Source organism: Halomonas sp. LS-001 (assembly GCF_052983955.1).
This window is the reverse complement of sequence record NZ_CM129816.1, coordinates 3,539,660-3,560,866: the sequence shown is the minus strand read 5'-3', so window position 1 is coordinate 3,560,866 and position 21,207 is coordinate 3,539,660. Positions and strand designations below refer to the sequence as shown.

15 protein-coding genes are annotated in these 21,207 nt (G+C 57.0%); 10 read left to right on the top strand and 5 right to left on the bottom strand.

Annotated features, from left to right (window positions below):
• The first annotated feature begins 221 nt into the window (after positions 1-221).
• From ACU6TU_RS15800 to ACU6TU_RS15775, 6 genes are all read left to right on the top strand, one after another.
• Positions 222-2,723, top strand: coding sequence for a sensor domain-containing protein (locus ACU6TU_RS15800; protein ID WP_447142324.1), 2,502 nt, complete (start codon positions 222-224; stop codon positions 2,721-2,723).
• On the top strand, positions 2,710-4,434 hold the full coding sequence (gene kaiC, locus ACU6TU_RS15795) for a circadian clock protein KaiC (protein ID WP_447142323.1): 1,725 nt from the start codon (positions 2,710-2,712) through the stop codon (positions 4,432-4,434). The genes ACU6TU_RS15800 and kaiC overlap by 14 nt, the downstream gene beginning before the upstream one ends.
• Positions 4,431-4,742 (top strand): circadian clock KaiB family protein, encoded by a 312-nt coding sequence (locus tag ACU6TU_RS15790; protein WP_447142322.1) that lies wholly within the window; start codon positions 4,431-4,433, stop codon positions 4,740-4,742. The genes kaiC and ACU6TU_RS15790 overlap by 4 nt, the downstream gene beginning before the upstream one ends.
• 135 nt (positions 4,743-4,877) lie before the next feature.
• A complete protein-coding gene (locus ACU6TU_RS15785; protein ID WP_447142321.1) occupies positions 4,878-6,605 on the top strand; it encodes a methyl-accepting chemotaxis protein in 1,728 nt (575 codons plus the stop codon).
• A 99-nt stretch (positions 6,606-6,704) separates the two neighbouring features.
• Positions 6,705-7,646, top strand: coding sequence for a cobyrinic acid a,c-diamide synthase (locus tag ACU6TU_RS15780; protein ID WP_447142320.1), 942 nt, complete (start codon positions 6,705-6,707; stop codon positions 7,644-7,646).
• A gap of 98 nt (positions 7,647-7,744) precedes the next feature.
• Entirely contained in the window at positions 7,745-8,941 is a 1,197-nt protein-coding gene (locus ACU6TU_RS15775; protein WP_447142319.1) for a toxic anion resistance protein, read from the top strand.
• Positions 8,942-8,966: 25 nt separating this feature from the next.
• On the opposite strand, the gene ACU6TU_RS15770 is transcribed toward ACU6TU_RS15775, so the two are convergent.
• The 3 genes from ACU6TU_RS15770 to ACU6TU_RS15760 form a co-directional block, all read right to left on the bottom strand.
• Entirely contained in the window at positions 8,967-9,254 is a 288-nt protein-coding gene (locus tag ACU6TU_RS15770; protein WP_447142318.1) for a hypothetical protein, read from the bottom strand.
• Positions 9,255-9,313: 59 nt separating this feature from the next.
• Positions 9,314-10,351: a hypothetical protein gene (locus tag ACU6TU_RS15765; protein ID WP_447142317.1), complete on the bottom strand. Its 1,038-nt coding sequence runs from the start codon at positions 10,349-10,351 to the stop codon at positions 9,314-9,316.
• 86 nt (positions 10,352-10,437) lie between these two features.
• Entirely contained in the window at positions 10,438-11,493 is a 1,056-nt protein-coding gene (locus ACU6TU_RS15760; protein WP_447142316.1) for an AbrB family transcriptional regulator, read from the bottom strand.
• 370 nt (positions 11,494-11,863) lie between these two features.
• Between ACU6TU_RS15760 and ACU6TU_RS15755 the strand changes: the two genes are divergently transcribed.
• Both ACU6TU_RS15755 and ACU6TU_RS15750 read left to right on the top strand, forming a co-directional pair.
• Positions 11,864-12,841 (top strand): TAXI family TRAP transporter solute-binding subunit, encoded by a 978-nt coding sequence (locus ACU6TU_RS15755; RefSeq protein WP_447142315.1) that lies wholly within the window; start codon positions 11,864-11,866, stop codon positions 12,839-12,841.
• A gap of 160 nt (positions 12,842-13,001) precedes the next feature.
• Entirely contained in the window at positions 13,002-14,771 is a 1,770-nt protein-coding gene (locus ACU6TU_RS15750) for a TRAP transporter permease (RefSeq protein ID WP_447142314.1), read from the top strand.
• Between the two features lie 37 nt (positions 14,772-14,808).
• Here ACU6TU_RS15750 and ACU6TU_RS15745 read toward each other — a convergent pair whose 3' ends face one another.
• Positions 14,809-15,354, bottom strand: a complete 546-nt coding sequence (locus tag ACU6TU_RS15745; RefSeq protein ID WP_447142313.1) for a hypothetical protein — start codon at positions 15,352-15,354, stop codon at positions 14,809-14,811.
• Entirely contained in the window at positions 15,354-17,660 is a 2,307-nt protein-coding gene (locus ACU6TU_RS15740; RefSeq protein WP_447142312.1) for a VWA domain-containing protein, read from the bottom strand. The genes ACU6TU_RS15745 and ACU6TU_RS15740 overlap by 1 nt, the downstream gene beginning before the upstream one ends.
• A 519-nt stretch (positions 17,661-18,179) precedes the next feature.
• On the opposite strand from ACU6TU_RS15740, the gene urtA reads away from it, so the two are divergent.
• Both urtA and urtB read left to right on the top strand, forming a co-directional pair.
• Complete coding sequence (gene urtA, locus ACU6TU_RS15735) at positions 18,180-19,481, top strand: urea ABC transporter substrate-binding protein (protein WP_447144276.1); 1,302 nt, start codon at positions 18,180-18,182, stop codon at positions 19,479-19,481.
• A gap of 110 nt (positions 19,482-19,591) precedes the next feature.
• Entirely contained in the window at positions 19,592-21,205 is a 1,614-nt protein-coding gene (gene urtB / locus ACU6TU_RS15730) for an urea ABC transporter permease subunit UrtB (RefSeq protein ID WP_447142311.1), read from the top strand.
• The last annotated feature ends 2 nt before the right edge of the window (positions 21,206-21,207 follow it).

The window sequence follows — 21,207 nt, the reverse complement described above, 5'->3', positions numbered from 1 at the left end:
CGCTGTATTATTTCCTTTCGTAGTTAAGTAGTTAAGTAGTTAAGTAGTTAAGTAGTTAAGTAGTCATAGTTTCAGGAAATACAGACGCAGATAACATTTAATCAGTTTTACTTTTTTTAATAAATCCTGTGCTCAGCTGATGACGGTGTGAGAAACTCATATACATGAGCATTAGGCTTTCTAAACCATCGCGAACCGTTGTTACTGAGTAAGAAGGGGTTATGCCGGTACTTAACGATAAGATATTCCACCAGGCGATTGATCAGTACGGTGCCGTGCTTATCACGACAGCTGAGATGAACGCGCCTGGCCCGGAAATCGTCTACGTCAACTCGGCGTTCTGTGAACAAACCGGTTATACAGAAGCGGAGCTACTTGGCCAGACACCCAAGATACTCCAGGGGCCGGAAACCGACCCAGCCGTGCTGGATCGGCTGCGTACCGCCCTTACTCAGGGCAATGGTTTTTTCGATGGACAAACGGTCAATTATCGTAAGGACGGCAGCCCCTATCGCGTGCGCTGGAGCATCCGTCCAATTCGCGACGAGCGGGGTAAGGTCACTCATTACATATCCTTGCAGAACCGCATTACCGATATCAATGTCACCCACGATGAGCTTACGCGCCAAACCCACTTACTGAAAATGGCCGAGAAAACGGCCCGGTTTGGCGGCTGGCTTGTCGATCTGGAAACCGGTTGCATCGAATGGTCCAATGTCATCGCCGATATCCATGGCATGCCGCATGATTATTCACCTTCTTTTAGTCAAGCCATTGCCTTCTATATCCCTGAGCATCGCGAGCGAATCCGTGAGCGCTTCACCCTCTGTGCCGAACAGGGTATTCCCTACGACGAGGAGCTGCAGGTTGTGGCGGCCAATGGGTGTCGCGTTTGGGTGCGCACATTAGGAGAACCCATACGTGATGGCAATCAACGCATCATCGGCGTACGGGGCTCCTTGCAAGATGTGACACAGCGCCGTGAACGGGAACAGGAACTACGCAAGTTAGCGCATATTACCGAGCAAAGCCCGGTCCCCATCTCGGTGACGGATACTGAAGGTCACATCGAGTACGTGAACCCTGCCTTCGAGCAATTGTCAGGGCGCTCGCGCGAAACGCTACTGGGTAATAAGCATTCACTTATTCAGAGTGGCCATACACAGGACTCAACCTACCGCGATCTCTGGCAGACCATTACTGCTGGACGCGTCTGGTCAGGCGAAATACAAAACCATCGCCAAGACGGCTCCCCGTACTGGGAGCATGAAATCATTTCACCGCTGACCGATGATCTTGGAAAAATAGCCCACTATGTTGCGATCAAGCAGGATATTACCGCTATCAAACAAGCGGAGCGGGAACTTAGCCGTATGGCCTTTGAGGACCCATTAACTAAGCTCTATTCCCGTGTTGGGTTCATTCAGGAACTGCAACGCCACCTGGATAAAGAAATCTGGCAATCGTCAAGCATGGTGATAATGGTTAACATTGCTGGCCAACGAGATATCAACGACGCTTACGGCTACGACGTGGGAGATAAGCTGCTGATTGAGTTCAGCAATAGGCTATTAAAATACGTTAACAAGCAGGGAATTGCCGGTCGCATCGGTGGTGATGAATTTACGCTTTTCTTAACGCCTGCCTCGAATAACACGTTAGACGTTAATCTCGATCAGCTGATCGATTCACTGACGGTGCCGTTTAAACTGAAGGGAGTCTCCATTGAGCTTTCGGTTCACTTGGGCTACACACGTCTTGATGCTCCTCAACGCACGGCTCAGGATCTCCTGCGGGAGGCGGAGCTTGCGCTATCCCATCATCGCAAGACATTGACGGTGCCCTGGGTGGCTTACGACTATCACCTTAAGGAAGCGACTCAGTTACGTATTCAGCTGACCCGTGAGCTACGTCAGGCGCTGGAAGAAGATCAGTTCGAGCTGCATTTTCAGCCCAAGGTCGAACTCAGCACCGGAAGACTTGTTGCCTGCGAGGCGTTAATCCGCTGGAACCACCCCGAGCGGGGAATGATCCCACCGGGGATGTTTATCCCTGTCGCCGAGCAGAGCCAGTTGATCGCGCCAATCGGTGACTGGGTACTGCGTCGTGCCTGTCAGCATTTGCGCGAATGGCGTGATAACGGTCTCGCACCGGTATGTGTAGCGGTCAATGTGTCAGTGATACAGTTTCAGATGGGGGATTTCGCCAGTCGCGTCCAGACCGTCCTCAAGCATTCTGGCGTGTCGCCGGGGGAGCTGTCGCTGGAGATCACCGAAAGTGTTTTCAGCGACGCGTCCGACGCGCTACTCATGCAGATGTCTGCCCTGCGTGATATGGGCGTTCGGCTCTCGTTGGACGACTTTGGTACGGGCTATTCATCGCTACTCTACCTTCAGCAGTATCCCATTGATGAGATCAAGATCGATCAAGGCTTTGTATCTCGTCTTCTCGATGACGCCTTCAGTCACCAGCTTGTCGAAACGGTCATCACGCTTGCGCAGCTGCTGAACGCGGATGTCATCGCGGAAGGCATCGAGTCGGCCGCAGTCAGTAACGAATTAGTCGCGATGGGCTGCTGTTTCGGGCAGGGGTACTTCTACAGCATGCCACTGGAAGCAGAAGATTTTCGCTGGTTGCTGGAACAGCGTAGCCGTCTCCCGCTCAATGCCGACGCTATAGATAAAGCGGTAGGTAAAAAAGGAACACACTATGAACGAGACTGATACACCGCTGCAAAAGCATGAAACTGGCATCGCAGGGTTGGATCATGCCACCCAGGGTGGGCTGCCGGCAGGTCAGGCGACGCTGATTCTCGGCCAGGCCGCAGCGGGTAAAACCGTGCTAAGCCTGCAGGTGCTGGCGCGTGCCATTGAGCATGGCGGGGGCGGCGTGTTCGTGACATTCGAAGAGTCACCGAAACAGGTAGCGCGTGACGCGCTTTCGTTTGGCTGGGGGAAATCTCTGCTTGAGTCGAAGCGCTGGCAACTGATTGATGCCCGCCCGCGTTTTGGGGTTGAAGTGGCCGGGGAGTTCGATATCGAGGGCCTGCTGAGTGTTGTGGCAGCGGCCATCGAACAGACCGGTGCGACCTGGGTTGTTTTCGATGGTATTGACCAGCTGCTGCAGTACCAGCCGAACCCGAGGGTCGCGGTCGACCAGATTCGCCGAATCAACGAGCACTGCGAGAACCGTGGCTGGACCTTGCTGTTGACCGGCAAGGCGACCGGCGACAGCATGGCGCCGGCCCGCCTTGAAGGTATTGAGTTTCTGCTCTCGGCGACGCTTGTGCTGTCGGCACGGATTGTTAACCAGCAGCTGAATCGCGCCGTGCGCATCGCCAAGTTTCGGGGCTCAGGGCATGTAACGAGTGAACTGCCCATGGTCATCGACGCCGAGGGCATCCAACTGCCCTATCATGAGGCGTTACCCCCTGTTGAGGTGTCAGCCAGTAATGAACGCCTCAGTACCGGCATCGAGCAGCTGGACAGCCTGCTTGGTGGTGGCATCTATCGAGGGTCGAGTCTGCTGGTTTCTGGCCGACCGGGCACCGCCAAGAGTACCCTGGCGGGTAGCTTCGCACTGGCCGCCGCGCAGCGCGGTGAACGCACATTATACGTCAGCTTCGATGAGCTTGAGGGGGCGTATGTGCGCAACCTGATTTCGGTTGGAATTGATCTGCGCGCGCCTATCGAAGCCGGGCTTATTCGTTTCCTCAGCTTGTCTGCTTTTGCCTCTCAGGTGACCGAGCACTTTCTGGCGTTGCGCCGTGCGCTAGATGCCTTTTCGCCTGACTGTCTGGTTATTGATCCGATTTCCGCGCTGCTAAAGGCTGGGGCCGTCGAAGGGGCAAATATGACGACCGAGCGCCTGATTGACCTGGCACGCCGCCGCGGTATTACCACCGTACTCACTTCGCTAAGTGGTGTGGAAGACCCGGAGGGTGAGGCGACGCAGGGCCAGGTCTCGACCCTCGCTGACAGCTGGATCGTGCTCGACTACAACGTACGGGCTGGTGAACGAAATCGCTCGCTTTCGATCGTCAAGTCGCGCGGCACGGCTCACTCCAATCAGCAGCGTGAGCTGGTGCTGTCGGCGTCGGGCATCACCCTCGCCGATGTGTACGAGCATGGGACTGAAGTGCTCATGGGCACCGCACGAGAGGCCAGGAAGATTGAAGAACAGGAGGAAGAACACCGCCGGGAACGGGAACGTCAGCAGCGTCGAACGGAGATAGAGCGGCGACTTGAGCAGGTCGATCAGGAACGCCAGCGCCTCACCAATGAACTAGAGCAGGAGATCGTTGAGTCAACGGAAACAGATTACCAGGAAGGTGTTTACCGCGAACAGATCAGACAGCAACGCGCCCCCTTGCGTGAAAACTCGACCCTGCATGGCGATGACGATGCTCACAACGATAAAGGAGACCCACAATGAGCTTCCCTCATCAAGCGGGAGAATCGTCAATGCCGCTGTTGACGCTTTTTGTGACTGGCACCGCCCCGCGCTCGCAACGAGCACGCGCCAACCTTGCCCAGATGCTTAAACATATTGGGCGCAGCGACATCCAGCCTTATGAGATTGACCTGCTGGAACAGCCCGGGAAGGGCATCACTTACTCTGTGTTTGCGACGCCTTCTCTGGTGAAGGCGAGTGAAACCGGCGAGGTCTCCGTGCTCTACGGTGATCTTGCCGACGAGGAGCATCTGTATCGTTTCCTGGCTGATTTGGAGCGCAGCGCGTAATCAAAGAAAAGCACTCAACGCGTACTGGTCCGTGGCAATGCCACATCAGATGTCTTGATCGGGATAGATGTTTCACGAAAGCTTATGCACGGGTAGTAATGTTGTGGCTGAGCTTTTTTTAAATGGCTGGAGTCATTGGTCGAAGTCGTTCATATAACAGAGATAAAAATCGTGCGAAATAACCAACCCGTGACACAGAAAGAGTATGTGCTTGGTGATGACCAGATCCTCATCTCACGTACAAACCTTAAGGGTCAAATTACCTATGTGAACCCCGCTTTTGTCGCTGTCAGTGGCTTTAAACGAGAAGAACTGATGGGTTCACACCACAACATTGTCCGTCATCCGGATATGCCACAAGACGCTTACAAGGATTTTTGGGACACGATTCAGAAGGGAGATATCTGGCGTGGAGTGATTAAAAATCGCCGCAAAAATGGCGATCACTACTGGGTGGAGTCGAACGCGACGCCCATTATCGAGAACGGTCAGGTCTGTGGCTATGCCTCCATGCGTATCAAACCCTCGCCTGAGCAGATCAGGACCGCTGAGAGGGTCTATGCCATGATCCGGGAAGGACGTCGAGGCTATTGTCTTGATCAGGGAACCATTTGTCGTTCCGGGCTGTTCGGTTGGCTGGGCAAGCTGAACCTGCGCAGCATCAAGGCGAGAATCACAGTATTTATTGTTGTCGCCACGCTGATGGCGGCTCTCAGCGGAGGGATCAGTATCGCTGGGGAGATGGGTGGCATCGACAAGGCTCTGCTGATTCCTGTCGAGATCGGGGCGCTTGCCATTGGGCTAATCGTGCTGGTTCTCCTTGGCGTGACTACCGCGCGGGCGCTGACCCGCCCGCTTGATGAAGCCAGACGCTTTACCCTGCAGATCGCCTCGGGCAACCTCGGTGCGACACCGCCTGTCGTGTTACGCAGCGATGAGATCGGACGTGTTCAGGCCGCGCTCGATATCATGCGCAAAAGCCTTGGAAGCATTGTCGGGGATGTGCGTGACGGCGTTGACCAGGTCACACCATCGGTCAAGGACATCGCCGCAGGTAATGACGATCTCTCCAGCCGTACTGAGCAGCAGGCCGCTTCTCTCCAACAGACGGCGGCGAGCATGGAGGAAATCACGACGACAGTGAAGCACAATACCGACAATGCTCGCCAGGTGACCCAGCTCGCCTCGCAGAATGCCGATCGCAGCCGTGATTCAGGCGAGATGATGCATCGCGTAGTCAACACCATGGATGAGATCACCGAGGGTTCTCGGAAAATAGCCGAGATCGTCGGGCTGATTGACTCCATCGCCTTTCAGACCAATATCCTCGCGCTCAACGCCTCGGTAGAAGCGGCACGGGCCGGCGAACATGGTCGCGGGTTTGCCGTGGTGGCTCAGGAAGTCCGCAACCTTGCCACGCGCAGTGCCGATGCAGCGAAGGAGATCCGCGGACTCATTAACCAATCCACCCACCAGATTAATGACGGCGCTGAGCTTGTCCGCAAGGCGCAGGCCACGCTGACGGAAACCGTTGACGCGGCCATTCGGGTCAACGACCTGATGGGTGAGATCACATCAGCGTCCGAGGAGCAGAGCGACGGCATTAGTCAGGTCAATGATGCGGTCACGCAGATGGATCAGGTCACCCAGCAAAATGCCGCTCGGGTGCAGGCAAGTGCTCACGCTGCGAGCGAACTTGACGCGCAAACGGTCATGCTGAACGAGGCAATCCAGGCATTCCGGGAACCTGGCGCTGGGGCCGAGGAAATTCCTCGCAAAGGTCAGTCCCTCCCGCCTGCATCACAGAATAATAAGATGACAGTTCAGCACGATGGATCGGCGCCGAGCAACATCAAAGGGTGAGTGATCCAGCGTGCCTCTTGGTTAGCCTGCTTTTAGTGGTACTATCCTGAATATTTGCATCGTGTTATTTACGTTCCGCGAATGAAGGTGGCTGAAGCAATGTTAGGATTCCTGCAGGGCTTTTCCTATGGTCTTTTTATGACCTGCTTGCCCTGGCTGTTGATAGGGCTCTTCAACCCTCGCCTGGCGCTGCCGCTGGTCGCGCCTAACCGGCTTCAGGTGATTCTGCGCTATTGCCTGATTGTCCCTTTCATCAGCATGCTGCTGTGGTTGACCTCGTTGTGGGGCGGTTTCAGCCCCAGTCTGGTGGGTTGGCTGGCGGGGATTGTTGCTATCCCGGTGGCACTGCCGGTTGAGCGAACTCTGAGAGGTTGGCTGGCCCGCCGTCGTGCGCGCCGTCAAAAGGCGGAGATCGACGCTAAAGCGCACCAGCGGCGTGCCGAGCAGGAGCGCAAGGCGCATGAGGCGGGCATTCTGGTGCTTGACCCGGCAGCGCCTCCCGAAGGTGCCGACGACCTGGTGCTGGCTATGTGCCGAGCCAAACAGCGCCTGCTGGACGTGAACCGCCCGGATCTGGCCATCCTTCCCGACCGCCTCTATAGCCGCTATCGCCACGTGATGGAGGTGCTGAGTGGCCGATTCCAGCGTGGCGAGTTGGCCTATGAGCGCTCGCAAGGCCTGGTTACGCAGGTGTGCCTCGGGTCGGTGGATACGCTGACCACCATGGCCTCCCAGGCGCGCGGCGTGGTCAGTGTGGATGGCAATTACGTGCGTGACCGCCTTGCTCGGGAAAGTCAGCGCCTGGGCGATGAAGAGCGGGCGGCCCTGATGCGGCGTCTGGATCTGCTCGGAGAGACCGAAAAGCGCTTGAAAGAGCTTTCCGCTCAGGTTGAATCGGCCCTGACCGTGCTCGACGACACGGCTGTTTCCATGGCGCGGATTGAGACCGCTCGCCCTCAGGCTTCGGTTACTACGGAGAAGGCACTGGAAGACCTGCGCCGTTTTGTCGAGGGCGCTGACCGCTATGCGCGTAAGGATTGATCCGTTGGCCGGAGCTTATGTGCTGTCAGAACAGTGCCTGGGACGGTTTGCAAAAACGATTTTCAAGACCGGTTTTAAAAAGAACAGTGGAGAAGCCCATGACTCAGCCATCCGATGACAAAAGTCGTCTTTCCCTGCCGCCGGTCGAGGAGATCGCCGACGCGATCTCCTCCGATGATCCCGGTGCCGATCCTGAGCTTGAGGCCATGGCCGACCGTTTTGTCACGGAGATTCTGGCCGAGGGTGACGAGGCGTCGGTGGTTAGCCAACGCCGCGCGGTCGATGAAATGGGGCTTGAACTGCAGCAGCAGGCTGCCCATCGCAGTGCCATGCTACAGACGCCACTGCGCCAGCTGGCGCATCAAGGTGATGAAGGCGGACCGGTCGCCAAGGCGCTGACTGACCTGCGCGGGCGCATGGAAGGCCTCGACCCTTCCCGCCATCGTCTGGCACCAAGTGTTCTGGATCGCGTGATGGCGATTATTCCCGGTCTGGATAGCCGACTGCAGCGCTATTTTCGTAAATTCGAGAATGCTCAACAGGCGCTGGATGCGATTATCGACGAGCTGGAAGGCGGTCGCGACATGTTACACCGTGACAACCTCACCCTGAATGACGACCAGCAAGCCCTGAGAGACATTCTGGCGCAACTGAACCGCCAGATTACCCTGGGCCGCCTGATTGATCGTCGCCTGCAAGACGACATCGCCGCGCGTGATGCCGAGGATCCACGGCGTCACTTTCTGGAAGAAGAAATGCTCTTCCCCCTCCGTCAGCGCATCGTTGACCTCCAGCAGCAACTGGCGGTGAGCCAGCAGGGCGTGCTGGCGCTGGAAGTGATCATTCGCAACAACCGGGAACTGATGCGCGGCGTGGACAGGGCGATTAACGTTACCGTTTCGGCGCTGACGGTTGCCGTCACCGTGGCCATGGGCATGGCCAATCAGCGTCTGGTGCTGGACCGCATTGAAGCCCTTAATACCACAACCTCACAGATGATTGGCGGCACCGCCAAGGCGCTGCGTCAGCAGGGAGTGGATATCCAGAAACGGGCGTCCTCAGCGATGCTCGACATGCAGGTGCTGGAAGACGCTTTTGGTGAGGTGATGGGGGCCATTGATGACCTATCGACCTACCGTCAGGAAGCGCTGCCCCGGCTGGATGAGCAGATTGACCGCATGGCGGCGTTGTCCCAAAAGGGCAGCGCTTCCATCGAGCGCCTTCGTGAAGGCAGTGAATCGCGCCTGAAGGATGGCCATTTTGACCAGCCCGCGTCCGGCAATACACGTAAATAACCGACGCCCGTCTTCCTGGGCGCGCTTATTTGAAACGCGAGGACGCATCCCGGAAGGCTTTTTGCATCAGCTCCCAGGAGTCTTCCATTCCTTCGCGAACCGAGTCCCAAGCCGCTGAGCTGGCATTCTGCAGCTCCTCCAGCCGCTGTTCGGTTTCGGCCTGGCGTTGCTTGAGTCGCTCAATATCTTCCTTATATTTTTCCCTAGCGTCATCGCTCGCCTGATGGGCCTTGGCAGTCAGCTTGTCGATCTCGGCATTCCACTCGTCAAGCCTGGCTTTCATGTCTTCAATAAAGTCGTCGCGCTGGCTCATGGCAATAGCTCCCTGATGATGTCGGGTAAGACAGAGTTTATTACTTGTCAGTCGATGCGTCAGGAAATTTTCAGCAGCGTGTAGGGCGCCTCACAGGCATGCCGTTCGTCACGTTCGTCAACGCTGCCGAGGCCAAAGTGCCGGTCGTTGTCATAGGCAACAAACAGGCGGTCATGATCCAGCACGGCAAGACCTTCGGCTTTATGCTCAAACTCAAGCGGCTGCCCGGTTGGCGTGGTCACCAGCGTTGGGCGCTGGCCCGCCCGGAAATCACTCAGGCTGACCTCCCACAGGTACCCGCCGATACGTTGTTCACCACCTTCTTTAACTTCGAAGCTGTTCAGCAGGTAAAGGCGCGCATGGTAGGGGTCATATTCCAGGCTCGACAGGCCGCAATCGTAACGTACCGCCGGGTGGCTGCCCGGGTCGAAGGCATAGTGCTCACGCATTTTATCAATGAACACCAGATTACCACTTGCGCTGACTTCATAGTGCGCACCGACGATACGGCTCACATAGGCAAAGTCATCATGCGCCTGCCCCTGTTCACGGATACCGAATAGCAAGAGACCATCGCCGCGCTCGCCGGGGATCGCCGCGAGCCCTTCGATTTTGTAGTAGGGAAAGCCAATCGCCTGATCAAGTTTGGTGCGAAGCTCCAGGGAGCCTTCAACGCCATCCCGCGGGTCGGGGTCCACTACCTGTACCTTTTCCGGTTCGCCCAGCGGCCAGATCAGCAAGTGGTTGTAATCGTTGAGCGCATGGGTTTCATCGTCGATACGGTCAAAGCCGGTCGTGGCCAGCACGTGGCGGGCATCTGCGGTGAGGGATATATCCTCGTACTTGACGGCCTGCTTGATCAGCGGCGTTGTGAAGTATTCCAGCTGGCTGTCGTCAGGCCCTTGTTCGGTCATAGGGATGGCAAAGACTGCCGAACGTTCCTCGCCGGGAACCGGCTTGTCGCTGGCCAGAATCAGCCGTTTGCCGTCAAAGAGTACGGCGGATACCTCGGCATTAACCAGCTTGCCCTGCTCATCGCGCAGCCCGGCGGGAAAACAGTGGATGGTACCTTGCTGCAGGATGGTCGCGTGCGTCATGGTGAGCCCTCACAACTGCCAAAAAAATCAAGCTTACTAGACAGACCCAGGAGTCGCACGTCGAATGTCTCAAAGGGGGTCTCTGATCACCCTTTGCTGTTTGCCACCATTCGTTTCAGCAGCAGAGGAAGGAGTAACACCAGTAGCGTGATTCGCAGGAGGTGATGGGTGGTGACAAAGGCGGGGTCGATGCCCAGGCTGAGTGCGACCAGGCTCAGTTCCGGTGCGCCGCCTGGCATGTAGGCGAGCAGGGCGGCGGCCGCAGAATACCCGGTTAGCAGATGCCCGACCCAGGCAGCGAGAATGGCGAGCGCCAGTAACACCAGTGCCTGAATAATCGCCATCAGCAGGGCAGTGCCCACCTCGCCAAGCCGCGCGCCAGTAAAGCGTACCCCGACGGAAATGCCGATCATCACCTGCGCGAATGCAATGATCACAGGGGGTACGGCGGCATGCGTAAGGCCTGAGAAGTGCAGGGCCGCCGACACCAGAGCCGGGCCAAACAGCAGCGGGCTGGGTAGCCGAAGGTACTTGCCCAGCCACATGCCACCGATACCCGCCGCCGTCAGCCAGAGAATATCGGCGGGAGCCGGTAGCCATAGCCACTGTGATAAGGCTGGCGTGGCGCTGCCCACATCCACATGGCCGATAAACTGCAATACAGGAGGAATGGCGATAAGCAACACCAGGATGCGCACGGCGTGGGTAATGCCAATGATCCGTATATCGGCACCTGAAGAAAGCGCCATTCCCGTGACGGTAGACACCCCGCCAGGCACGCCGGAATACAGGGCCGTTTCCCAGGAATGACCGGCGATACGGTGCGAGAACCACACCGAGAAGGTCATCATCACCGCCGTGGCTATCAGCATGATGGCCAGACTGGCGCCCCAGAGCGTGAGGTCGCCGGTCATCTCTGGCGTGAAGGCCGAGCCAAGCATGACCCCGATCACCACCAGTACCCCTTTGCGTCCCTTGTTTGGCGCTTTTAATGAAACGCCTGCCAGAGAGACAACCGTGGTCGCGATCATGGCACCCAGCAGCCAGGGGAGGGGAAGTGCTAGCCAGTAGGCCAGCCCGCCGCCGATAAGGCCAAGGGCCAGGGTGGCAACCAGTGTTAGCATCCGTGCTGTCGGTATCATTTTGCAACTCACATGATGTTAGTTAAAGCGCCGTCGCTAGTTAACATTGTACGGCGCAGAGGCTGCTCGACCTAAAACGGAATCAGGCTGCCTTAGTGGCTATCCAGGCGGAAGCAGTTCAGTTGCAGCGGGCTAAGCGAACTTCTATAGTTAAGAGCCGAATGAAAACCGGTTTTTATCGTGGCCGGTGAATGTAACATTTCACCGATAAGCGACTTCGCTGTTATCGTCTGTAGGCGAAGCACCCGCCACTGCCGAAAAGCTGAGAGCCACTAGGTGGTTCGTCTCTTTTCTGATTGGCAGACATACCCATAAAAACGACAATTTATCGTCCGCTTTGTATGACTGGACGCATGCCAAGGAGCTATCAATGTTACTGACCCACCGGCGATTTACTCGTGCCCTACTGGTATCGGCAACCGCTGTTCTGATGGGCGCTGCCGCGCTTTCAGCGCAGGCGGAAACCCGCGTCACCTATAAATCCGCTTCTGCGGGTACCGCATATTATCAGATGGGCGTTGAGCTTTCTGAGGCGATCAAGGCAGGCACTGATGGTGAGGTGGTGCTGACACTTGAAGAAAGCCAGGGTTCTGTTCAGAACGTAATGGAAGTGGTGGCACGCCAGGGTAACTATGTTTTCACCACACCTCCCGCGCTGGTCACCAGTGCGGCGGCGGGCGAGGGCCCCTTTGCTGAGCGCCCCAATCCACGTTTTGAAGAGATTCGTGGCCTGTTCCCCATTCCGGCGATCACCATGCACTTTGTATTGGCCAGTGATGAAGGGGTTGTGGGGCTGGACGCGCTGGAAGACACCCATATCCTGATTGGTCGAGGTACCTTTGGTGCCCGCGAGGCTGAGCGCTACCTTAAGCTCTTTGAGATGTCTGACAAGGTGCGCGTGGCCAATGCGGAAATCGGCAGTGGCCCGGATGCACTCAAAAATGGCCAGATCGACGCCTTTGTGACGGCCAGCTCCTTCCCGACACCTAATGTCATTGAAATTGCGGCCAGCATGCCGATCAGTCTGGTCAGCCTGACGGATGAGCAGATCGAGAAGACCGGCGCCGCTCGCCAGACCATTCCGGCCGGAAGCTACTCGGGCATCGAGCAGGATGTCCAGACAACCTCGCTTCCCGTGATTGCATATACGACCACCGATATGGACGATGAAACGGCGTATACGCTGACCCGTACGTTCTGGGAGCGTCGCGATGCCATGGCGGAAGAAACGCCCTGGTGGGGCGGCATCACCCACGACATGATTGCCAATATCACCGGTAAGCTGCACCCCGGCGCCGTCCGCTATTATGACGAAGCAGGTATCGAAATCCCTGATCGTCTGCGCTAAAGCTACCAGGTGCGTTCCCCGGCCAGTGGGTTGCCGACTGGCCGGGATGACCTCTTAATGACAGCCTACCTGTTTCGTCATCCAGACACGTTCTCTGGGGCATGCGATAAGGTGCTCTCAGGCATTTTCCCTTTATCTCTCTCAATGTTGCGACTTCCCCATGCTGTCATCTGATTCTCGCTTGCATCCTGTCTGGGTGGTGCTGGGTACCGTCAGTGTCATTTTCCATATCGGGCTGATTTTCTATGGGCTAACACCGGCGCTGATCAGTCGTCCTATCCATATGGCGCTGGCGCTGCCATGGATTCTGATTTTTGCGGCGCGCACGCCTTTCGAGCGCCTGAGTGGCTGGATACTCACCCTGTTGGGCGTCGCCGCCTGTGGCTATATCGCCTTGAATGCCTCAATGCTGGCCAATCAGTACGGCTTCATCTACGGCAACCTGCAGATGGTGATGGGTGTTTTCCTTATTTTTCTTGCACTTGAGGCCGCGCGTCGAGCCATTGGGTGGCCATTACCTTTGGTGGCGCTGATCGCCCTGGCGTACGCGGTTTTTGGCGAATATATTCCGGGCCAGTTTGGCCACCCAGGGTTGCCCATGCAGAGTTTCGTGGGAACGCTGACCATCGCGGAAGGTGGGTTATGGGGCAAACTGACCGGCGTAAGCGTCGGTGTGGTCGCCATCTTCGTGATTTTTGGTGCCGTACTGAACGCCGGTGAAGCGGGCCGTGGTTTCATGAACATGGCCAGCGCTTGTGCCGGAAGGTTGATCGGTGGGGCGGCCAAGGTCTCGGTGATTTCATCAGCCCTGATGGGATCGATTTCAGGATCAGCTTCCGCGAACGTGGCGTCGACCGGGGCGATTACGATTCCAACGATGACTCGGCTTGGTTACCCCAAATCGCTCGCGGGGGCGGTCGAAGCGGTCGCCTCATCCGGCGGGCAGATCATGCCGCCACTGATGGGGGCCGGTGCCTTTGTGATGGTGGAGCTGACGGGCACGCCTTATACCCAGATCATGGCCGCCGCCTTGTTGCCAGCCATTCTGTATTTTGTGACGGTCTGGGTTGGCATCAATGCTTACGCGACCCGGCATGACCTGCGCCCCATCGACGCCAGTGAGCAGCCCAGCGGCAAGGAAATATGGATAACGTCGCTGTTCTTCGCCGTGCCTTTCGTGATTCTGCTGGAACGGATTTTTCTGGGCGGCTACACGCCCCAATATGCCGCCAGTGTTGCGGTATTCGCTGGCATGTTGCTGCTGTTTTTTGATGTCACACTGACGTTCTCGCTGAGTGGCTTTGCCTTGCGTCTGGCGAATGCGATGGTCACGGCAGGCAAGCAGATCGCCATGATCGGTGCCATTATCATCTGCGCTTCGCTGGTGATTGGGGTGCTGTCGCTGACGGGCCTGGGCGTTAAAATCACCTCCGGTATTCTCTCCTTATCAGGCGAGATGCTGTGGCCAGCCCTGTTATTGACGGCGCTGGCGTGTCTGGTGCTGGGCATGGAAGTCCCCACCACGGCGGCTTATGTCATCTGTGTTTCTGTTGCAGGCCCTGCACTGACAGCGTTGGGGCTGGAGCCATTGTTAGCGCATCTGTTTGTCTTCTGGTTTGCGTTACTCTCGACCATTACGCCACCGGTCTGTGGTGGGGTTTTTATTGCGGCTGGCATGGTGGGTGAGAACTGGCTGAAGGTGGCCCTTAAAGCCATGTCACTGGGCATTGGCCTGTATATCATTCCGCTGGCGATGGTCGCCAACCCTGACATCATTCGCCTGGCCGATGATCCCGGCTGGGCATTATTCGAGGCTGCCAAAATTGCGATTGGCCTGACGGCTATCTCGTTTGGTGTCATCGCTCGGCGACGCGCATGGCTGAGAGCCCTGCTGGTCATTGCAGGCGCCCTGGCCATTTTTGCTTTCTAATCTCCGTGCTTGGCGAAAAATATAGCGGCTGATGGGTTCAGTAAACGTTGGGCGCTGTCATGGGCAGAGGGGTACGGCCAAATACCGCCCAGATATCCAGGGCAGGCCCAAGAGCCTCTACCAGCCGAAGCGCGTCAGGATGGGCATCGAGTGTTTCCTGAGCACAGATGCCCGCCTCGAATTCCCCCGCCAGCAAACTGTCAGCGACGCTGACAATCGTGGGTTTTTCCATCAGCTCAGCATAACCGGAGAGGTCAGTGTAGTGGCGGGTGGCTGGCTGTAACCCCAGCGTGCGCGGTGCGTTAACCTCGGCGCGAGCCAGAATCGCTAATGGCTTGCTACCCGCAATAAATGCATCCACCGGAAACAGCCGATGCATGTAGCGGCCCACGCACTCGCTATGCTGAGGGTGCGCCGTACATTGCAGTACATGATCGACTTCGCCAGCCAGCAGAGCCTCGAAAGCCTTCTCAAAGTCTGGCATGAGCACGATATCGCCGGTATCCGGCGCATGTGCCTGTAGATAACGGCCCGCGACCAGTGCGTGGTTACTGGAAGCAGGGCCAAGGGTAGCGATGCGCATCATTCAACCTGTATGACATGGCGGGCAAGAACTTCCTGATTAGCAACATCGAGGAAGCGTATCTCATAACGGCCTGGCGAATCTGGCAGAGTGAGTGAAATTGGCGCGTCACCTTCAACACGGACCGCGGTGATCCACGTAAAGATGGCCTGACCCTCTTGAGCCAGCGTAATACGTTGATCGGTGCTTTCGCGTGATGTGCTCCAGCCTACCTCAATATCTGTGCCAGCTGCGGCTCTGTCAGGGGCTTGGAGCGTTGCACCATTCTGCAAAGGAGCATCCTCGTCGAGCACTTCAATTGCCTGACGCGCTAAGGTGCGCCCCCCTTCGTTGAGCACATAGCGGATTTCGTAAATCCCTGACGCGTCCGGCGCGCGCAACTCGTCTTCACTGTTATCACGAACGCGGATATGGTTGTCGCGGCTGCCTTCGTCGGAGCCCATGGGCACGATAGTGACGTAGTCGCCAGCGGAGACCGCCCCTGTCCAGCTTATTTTGATGGAATCGCCAGCCCGAATGTTGTCTGGCGCGGTCAGAGTAACCTCCGGCTCGGTGACTTCGATGGTCTGCGTGGCAAGTGTACGCCCCCCTTCGTTGAGCACATAACGCACTTCGTAAAGCCCGATGGTGCCAGGGGCGCGCAAAGTATCCTCGCTCCTGTCGCGAACGCGAATATGGTTGTCGCGGCTGCCTTCGTCGGCCCCCATTGGCACGATGGTGACGTAGTCACCAGCGGAAACGGCATTCGTCCAGGAGATATCAAAGGCGGCCCCGGCCAGTGTTATGTCTGGCGCGGTCAGGGTGACCTCCGGCTCGGTGACTTCGATGGTCTGCGTGGCAAGCGTACGCCCCCCTTCGTTGAGCACATAACGCACTTCGTAAAGCCCGGTGGTGCCAGGGGCGCGCAAGGTATCCTCGCTTCTGTCGCGAATGCGGATATGGTTGTCGCGGCTGCCTTCGTCGGCCCCCATGGGCACGATGGTGACGTAATCGCCAGCGGAAACGGCATTCGTCCAGGAGATATCAAAGGCGGCGCCGGCCAGTGCTGTGTCGGGCGCGGTCAGGGTGACCTCCGGCTCGGTGACTTCGATGGTCTGCGTGGCAAGCGTACGCCCCCCTTCGTTGAGCACATAACGCACTTCGTAAAGCCCGGTGGTGCCAGGGGCGCGCAAGGTATCCTCGCTTCTGTCGCGAACGCGAATGTGATTGTCTCGGCTGCCTTCGTCGGCCCCCATTGGCACGATGGTGACGTAATCGCCAGCGGAAACGGCATTCGTCCAGGAGATATCAAAGGCGGCCCCGGCCAGTGTTGTATCCGGCGCGGTCAGGGTGACCTCTGGTTCGGTGACTTCGATGGTCTGCGTGGCAAGCGTGCGCCCCCCTTCATTGAGCACATAACGCACTTCATAAAGCCCGACGGTGCCAGGGGCGCGCAAAGTATCCTCGTTTCTATCGCGAACGCGGATATGGTTGTCTCGGCTGCCTTCGTCGGCCCCCATGGGCACGATGGTGACGTAATCGCCAGCGGAAACGGCATTTGTCCAGGAGATATCAAAGGCGGCGCCAGCGAGTGTTGTGTCTGGCGCGGTCAGGGTGACTGAATAGTCTGGCTCTGGCTCTGGCTCTGGCTCTGGCTCTGGCTCTGGCTCTGGCTCTGGCTCTGGCGCAACGACTGCCGAGCCGACAGCGGTCAGTGCATCGCCCAGTTCATCGGCGTTACCCGCTGAGAGATATTGGCCACCCGTTTTTTCGGCAATGCAGGAGAGGGCGCTGGCATCGGTATCACCAAGGCCAAAACTGACAACGTGGGCGGTGAACCCAACCCCTCGCGTCTCAAGCGTTTCCGCCAGCGCACAGGGGTCGCGATTGCAGCTTTCCAGGCCATCTGAAATCAGAATGACGGTTGCAGGTGTGTCAGTGTAGGACAACGACGTCGCGGCCTGCTCAATCGCGCCCGTCAGCGGGGTTTTGCCTGTTGGCGTGATGCCGCCAATCCGGTCAAGTATCTGGGCGCGTGTCTCTGCTCCAGGAGCCACCAGGGTTTCGATGTCGGAGCAGTCGCCCTGGCGGCGATGGCCGTAGGCCATCAGCCCGACGTGCCGCTGCTGGGTCCAGTCGCCCAACAGGTTCTCCATCACATCTCGGGCGATCTCAATCTTGGCGACGCCATTAATCTGGCCCCACATCGAATTTGAGCCATCGAACACGATCATGACATTTTCATCGGTCGCAGCCGAGGCTGGCGCTGTGCAGGCCAAGCCGCCCAATAGCGACAACGCCATTGTTTGCAAGAGCGTCTTTTTCATTTCCTCATCCTTCGCTTGTCATGGGCCGCGCCTGATAGGCAGTCGTGTCTATGCGATGGCCCTTTATCAAGATGCATGTAAAAGAAGAGTCGGTATATAAAAGCGTAATAGATATTAACGTGAAAACCAGGCCGTATTACGACTAATGAGACGGGAAGAAAACGCTGTAGGGCCTTTTTAGTGCATTGTCAGTGTTGTGCCATGAGCGATGCACCATGAAAAGGCAGTGCTTGAATGATCGACATGAAAATGGGGCGATGAATGCGCTATCCATGTTTTATAACATTCTGAATTAAAACAATATTAAGAGTTTTTGGCCATTATGGCGCGCTCCTTGCTCATTCTCTGGGACTTTGTCGGCATTCACTTGTTGAATGCATCATTTCAAGGCCCTGAATCAGGGGCAAGGAGCTTTTCATGTCTTTATCGATCCTGGCGTCACTGAACGTTTCTGCAACGAACCGCCCGCAGCGTCAATGGGCTTCTGGGGTGGGCCGTTACCTGAATAGCAAACTGTCCATGACCCTCCTGGCCACTGCGATTGCCGCGACCAGCACCCAGGCTATCGCCCAGGATGACGATCCCATCAAGGTCGGTATCCTGCATTCTCTCTCCGGCACCATGGCGATCAGTGAAACGGTTCTTAAAGACACCGTCGAGATGCTTATTGAGCAGCAGAACGACGCGGGTGGCTTGCTTGGCCGCCAACTTGAAGCCGTGGTTGTCGACCCCGCCTCTAACTGGCCGCTATTTGCCGAGCGCGCTCGAGAGCTGCTGGCGCAGGAAGAAGTCGACGTGATCTTCGGTAACTGGACCTCCGTTTCCCGTAAAGCAGTCCTGCCGGTGGTTGAAGAGCTTAACGGCCTACTGTTCTACCCGGTGCAATACGAAGGTGAAGAGTCTTCTGAAAACGTCTTCTATACCGGTGCTGCGCCTAACCAGCAGGCGATTCCAGCGGTTGAGTACTTGATCAATCAGGTAGGCATCGAGCGCTTTGCGCTGGTGGGTACCGATTATGTGTATCCGCGCACTACCAACCGCATCCTCGAAGCCTTCCTCAAAGATGAGCATGGCATCGCTGATGAAGACATCATGATCAACTACACGCCGTTTGGTCATTCAGATTGGCAGAACATCGTGGCTGAAATACGCCGCTTTGGTGAAGAGGGTAAGCCGACTGCGGTGATCTCAACGGTGAACGGCGACGCCAACGTGCCGTTTTATACCGAACTCTCTAACCAGGGCATTGACGCTGCTGATATCCCGGTTGTCGCCTTCTCCGTGGGCGAGCAGGAACTCACCGGTATTGATACCGGCCCGCTGGTCGGCCACCTGGCCGCCTGGAACTACTTCATGAGCGTCGATACTGATGAAAACTATGATTTCATCGACGCCTGGATCGAATACACCGGCGATGAAATGGCGGTCACCAACGACCCCATGGAAGCACACTACATTGGCTTTAATATGTGGGCTGAAGCCGTGCGTAAAGCGGGTACGACTGACGTGGATACGGTGAAAGACGCGATCATTGGTGTCACCGTGCCTAACCTGACCGGTGGTTATGCGGCCATGATGCCGAACCACCACATCACCAAGCCCGTGTTGATCGGTGAAATTCAGGACAACGGCCAGTTCGATATCGTCTGGCAGACGCCTTCTACGGTGGCGGGCGATGCATGGTCTGACTACTTGCCTGGCTCACGTGACTTGATTGCCGATTGGCGCAAGCCCATGGAGTGCGGCAACTTCAACGTGGTGAACGGCTCGTGTGGCGGTAGCACCGCAGCAGAAGAAGCCGAAGCGGCCCTCGCCGAGTAATCGTTCTTTCTGAATGACACTTCCTTGCCGCGTCGCGCACTTTACTCAAGCGCGGCGCGGTAAGGAGCACGCGACTTCTCCCCTTTTTTGTTAACTAAAGGAAGAACCCCATGAGGCGTTTTCTTTCCTTAGGGTTACTGTGTCTGCTGTTGTTAAGCGTCACAGTCAACGCCCAGGCACAAACAAGCGCCGGTGCCGATGCTGATGACGCAGCGGCACTTGAGCTGCTGGAAGCGCTGGACGTGCGTTCCTATCCTGCCAAAGGCGAAGCGATCATTGCTATTCTGCAAAGCGATGACGAGCGTGCCCGTGATTGGCTGCAGTCATTATTGGATGGCCGTTTGCAGCGCGCTGATGATGGCCGTTTCGTGGTGGTGCTCGACAACCAGGGACGCGACTGGCCTGTTGCGGATGCGTTAACCGGTGAACCGCTGGGTGAGATGTCCCGCCGAGACCTGGATCGTATTGGTATAAATAACAACCTGCGCAATCAGCTGCGTAGCGCTATCGCCGTGGTGGATCTTTACTCGCCCAATGTAGAACGTCGCCGCACCTCGGCCACCAGACTATTGGGAGAGGTCAACGAAGAGCTGGCCGCACCAATTAATGAACTGATCGCTGAAGAAGACGATGCCCAGGTAAAGCGCCGGCTTACCCAGGCGTTGGCCATTTACCAGGTTGAAAATGGCGAACTGGAAGGCGTTGAAACGCTAAAAGGCAGTTTGCATCCGCGTGTTCGAGTCGCACTTGGCCGAGCAGCGAATAGCGATGACCCCATTATTGCCGATGCCGCCAATCAAGCGCTGGTCAGCATTGAGCAAAATATCAAGATAAACCGTGGCCTGGAAACGCTCTACTTCGGGCTTTCGCTTGGCTCTGTGTTGGTGCTGGCGGCGATTGGCCTTGCCATCACCTTTGGTGTGATGGGTGTGATCAATATGGCTCACGGCGAGCTGATCATGCTGGGCGCCTATACCACCTGGATGATGCAGCAATTGTTGCCCGGCCAGCCGGGGCTGGCACTGGTTCTATCGATTCCGGCAGGCTTTATGGTGGCCGCGCTAGCCGGTGTGGCGATTGAGCGCGGTGTCATTCAGTTCCTCAAAGGCCGCCCGCTGGAAACCCTGTTGGCAACCTTCGGTATCAGCCTGATTCTGCAGCAGTTGGTGCGAACGCTAATTTCACCGCTGAATCGCACGGTAATAACACCAGAATGGATGAGCGGCTCGTTAGTCATTAACGACGCTTTGTCACTGACCCTCAACCGTATGTTTGTACTCGGTTTTGCGCTCGTGGTGTTTGCCGCATTGATGCTGATCATGCGCCGCACGCGCCTGGGGCTTGAAGTGCGCGCAGTGACCCAAAACCGCGCCATGGCACGCTCCATGGGCATTCGCGCCACGCGGGTCGATATCATGACCTTCGCGTTAGGTTCCGGCGTGGCAGGCCTGGCAGGCGTTGCGTTATCGCAGCTTACCAACGTCGGCCCTAACCTGGGCCAGAACTACATCATTGATTCCTTCATGGTCGTTGTTTTCGGCGGCGTGGGTAACCTGTGGGGCACCCTGGTGGCGGGGCTTTCCCTGGGCATCATCAACCAGGTGCTGGAACCCTGGGCCGGTGCCGTGCTGGCCAAGATTATCGTCCTGGTATTCATCATCCTGTTTATTCAAAAACGCCCGCGTGGACTCTTCCCGCAGAAGGGCCGGGCTGCGGAGGGCTAACC

Excerpts from the sequence above, each read along its gene's own strand:
- ACU6TU_RS15800 (WP_447142324.1), top strand. The coding sequence starts at position 222 with ATGCCGGTACTTAACGATAAGATATTCCACCAGGCGATTGATCAGTAC.
- kaiC (WP_447142323.1), top strand. The coding sequence starts at position 2,710 with ATGAACGAGACTGATACACCGCTGCAAAAGCATGAAACTGGCATCGCA.
- ACU6TU_RS15790 (WP_447142322.1), top strand. The coding sequence starts at position 4,431 with ATGAGCTTCCCTCATCAAGCGGGAGAATCGTCAATGCCGCTGTTGACG.
- ACU6TU_RS15780 (WP_447142320.1), top strand. The coding sequence starts at position 6,705 with ATGTTAGGATTCCTGCAGGGCTTTTCCTATGGTCTTTTTATGACCTGC.
- ACU6TU_RS15775 (WP_447142319.1), top strand. The coding sequence starts at position 7,745 with ATGACTCAGCCATCCGATGACAAAAGTCGTCTTTCCCTGCCGCCGGTC.
- ACU6TU_RS15770 (WP_447142318.1), bottom strand. The coding sequence starts at position 9,254 with ATGAGCCAGCGCGACGACTTTATTGAAGACATGAAAGCCAGGCTTGAC.
- ACU6TU_RS15765 (WP_447142317.1), bottom strand. The coding sequence starts at position 10,351 with ATGACGCACGCGACCATCCTGCAGCAAGGTACCATCCACTGTTTTCCC.
- ACU6TU_RS15760 (WP_447142316.1), bottom strand. The coding sequence starts at position 11,493 with ATGATACCGACAGCACGGATGCTAACACTGGTTGCCACCCTGGCCCTT.
- ACU6TU_RS15755 (WP_447142315.1), top strand. The coding sequence starts at position 11,864 with ATGTTACTGACCCACCGGCGATTTACTCGTGCCCTACTGGTATCGGCA.
- ACU6TU_RS15750 (WP_447142314.1), top strand. The coding sequence starts at position 13,002 with ATGCTGTCATCTGATTCTCGCTTGCATCCTGTCTGGGTGGTGCTGGGT.
- ACU6TU_RS15745 (WP_447142313.1), bottom strand. The coding sequence starts at position 15,354 with ATGCGCATCGCTACCCTTGGCCCTGCTTCCAGTAACCACGCACTGGTC.
- ACU6TU_RS15740 (WP_447142312.1), bottom strand. The coding sequence starts at position 17,660 with ATGAAAAAGACGCTCTTGCAAACAATGGCGTTGTCGCTATTGGGCGGC.
- urtA (WP_447144276.1), top strand. The coding sequence starts at position 18,180 with ATGACCCTCCTGGCCACTGCGATTGCCGCGACCAGCACCCAGGCTATC.
- urtB (WP_447142311.1), top strand. The coding sequence starts at position 19,592 with ATGAGGCGTTTTCTTTCCTTAGGGTTACTGTGTCTGCTGTTGTTAAGC.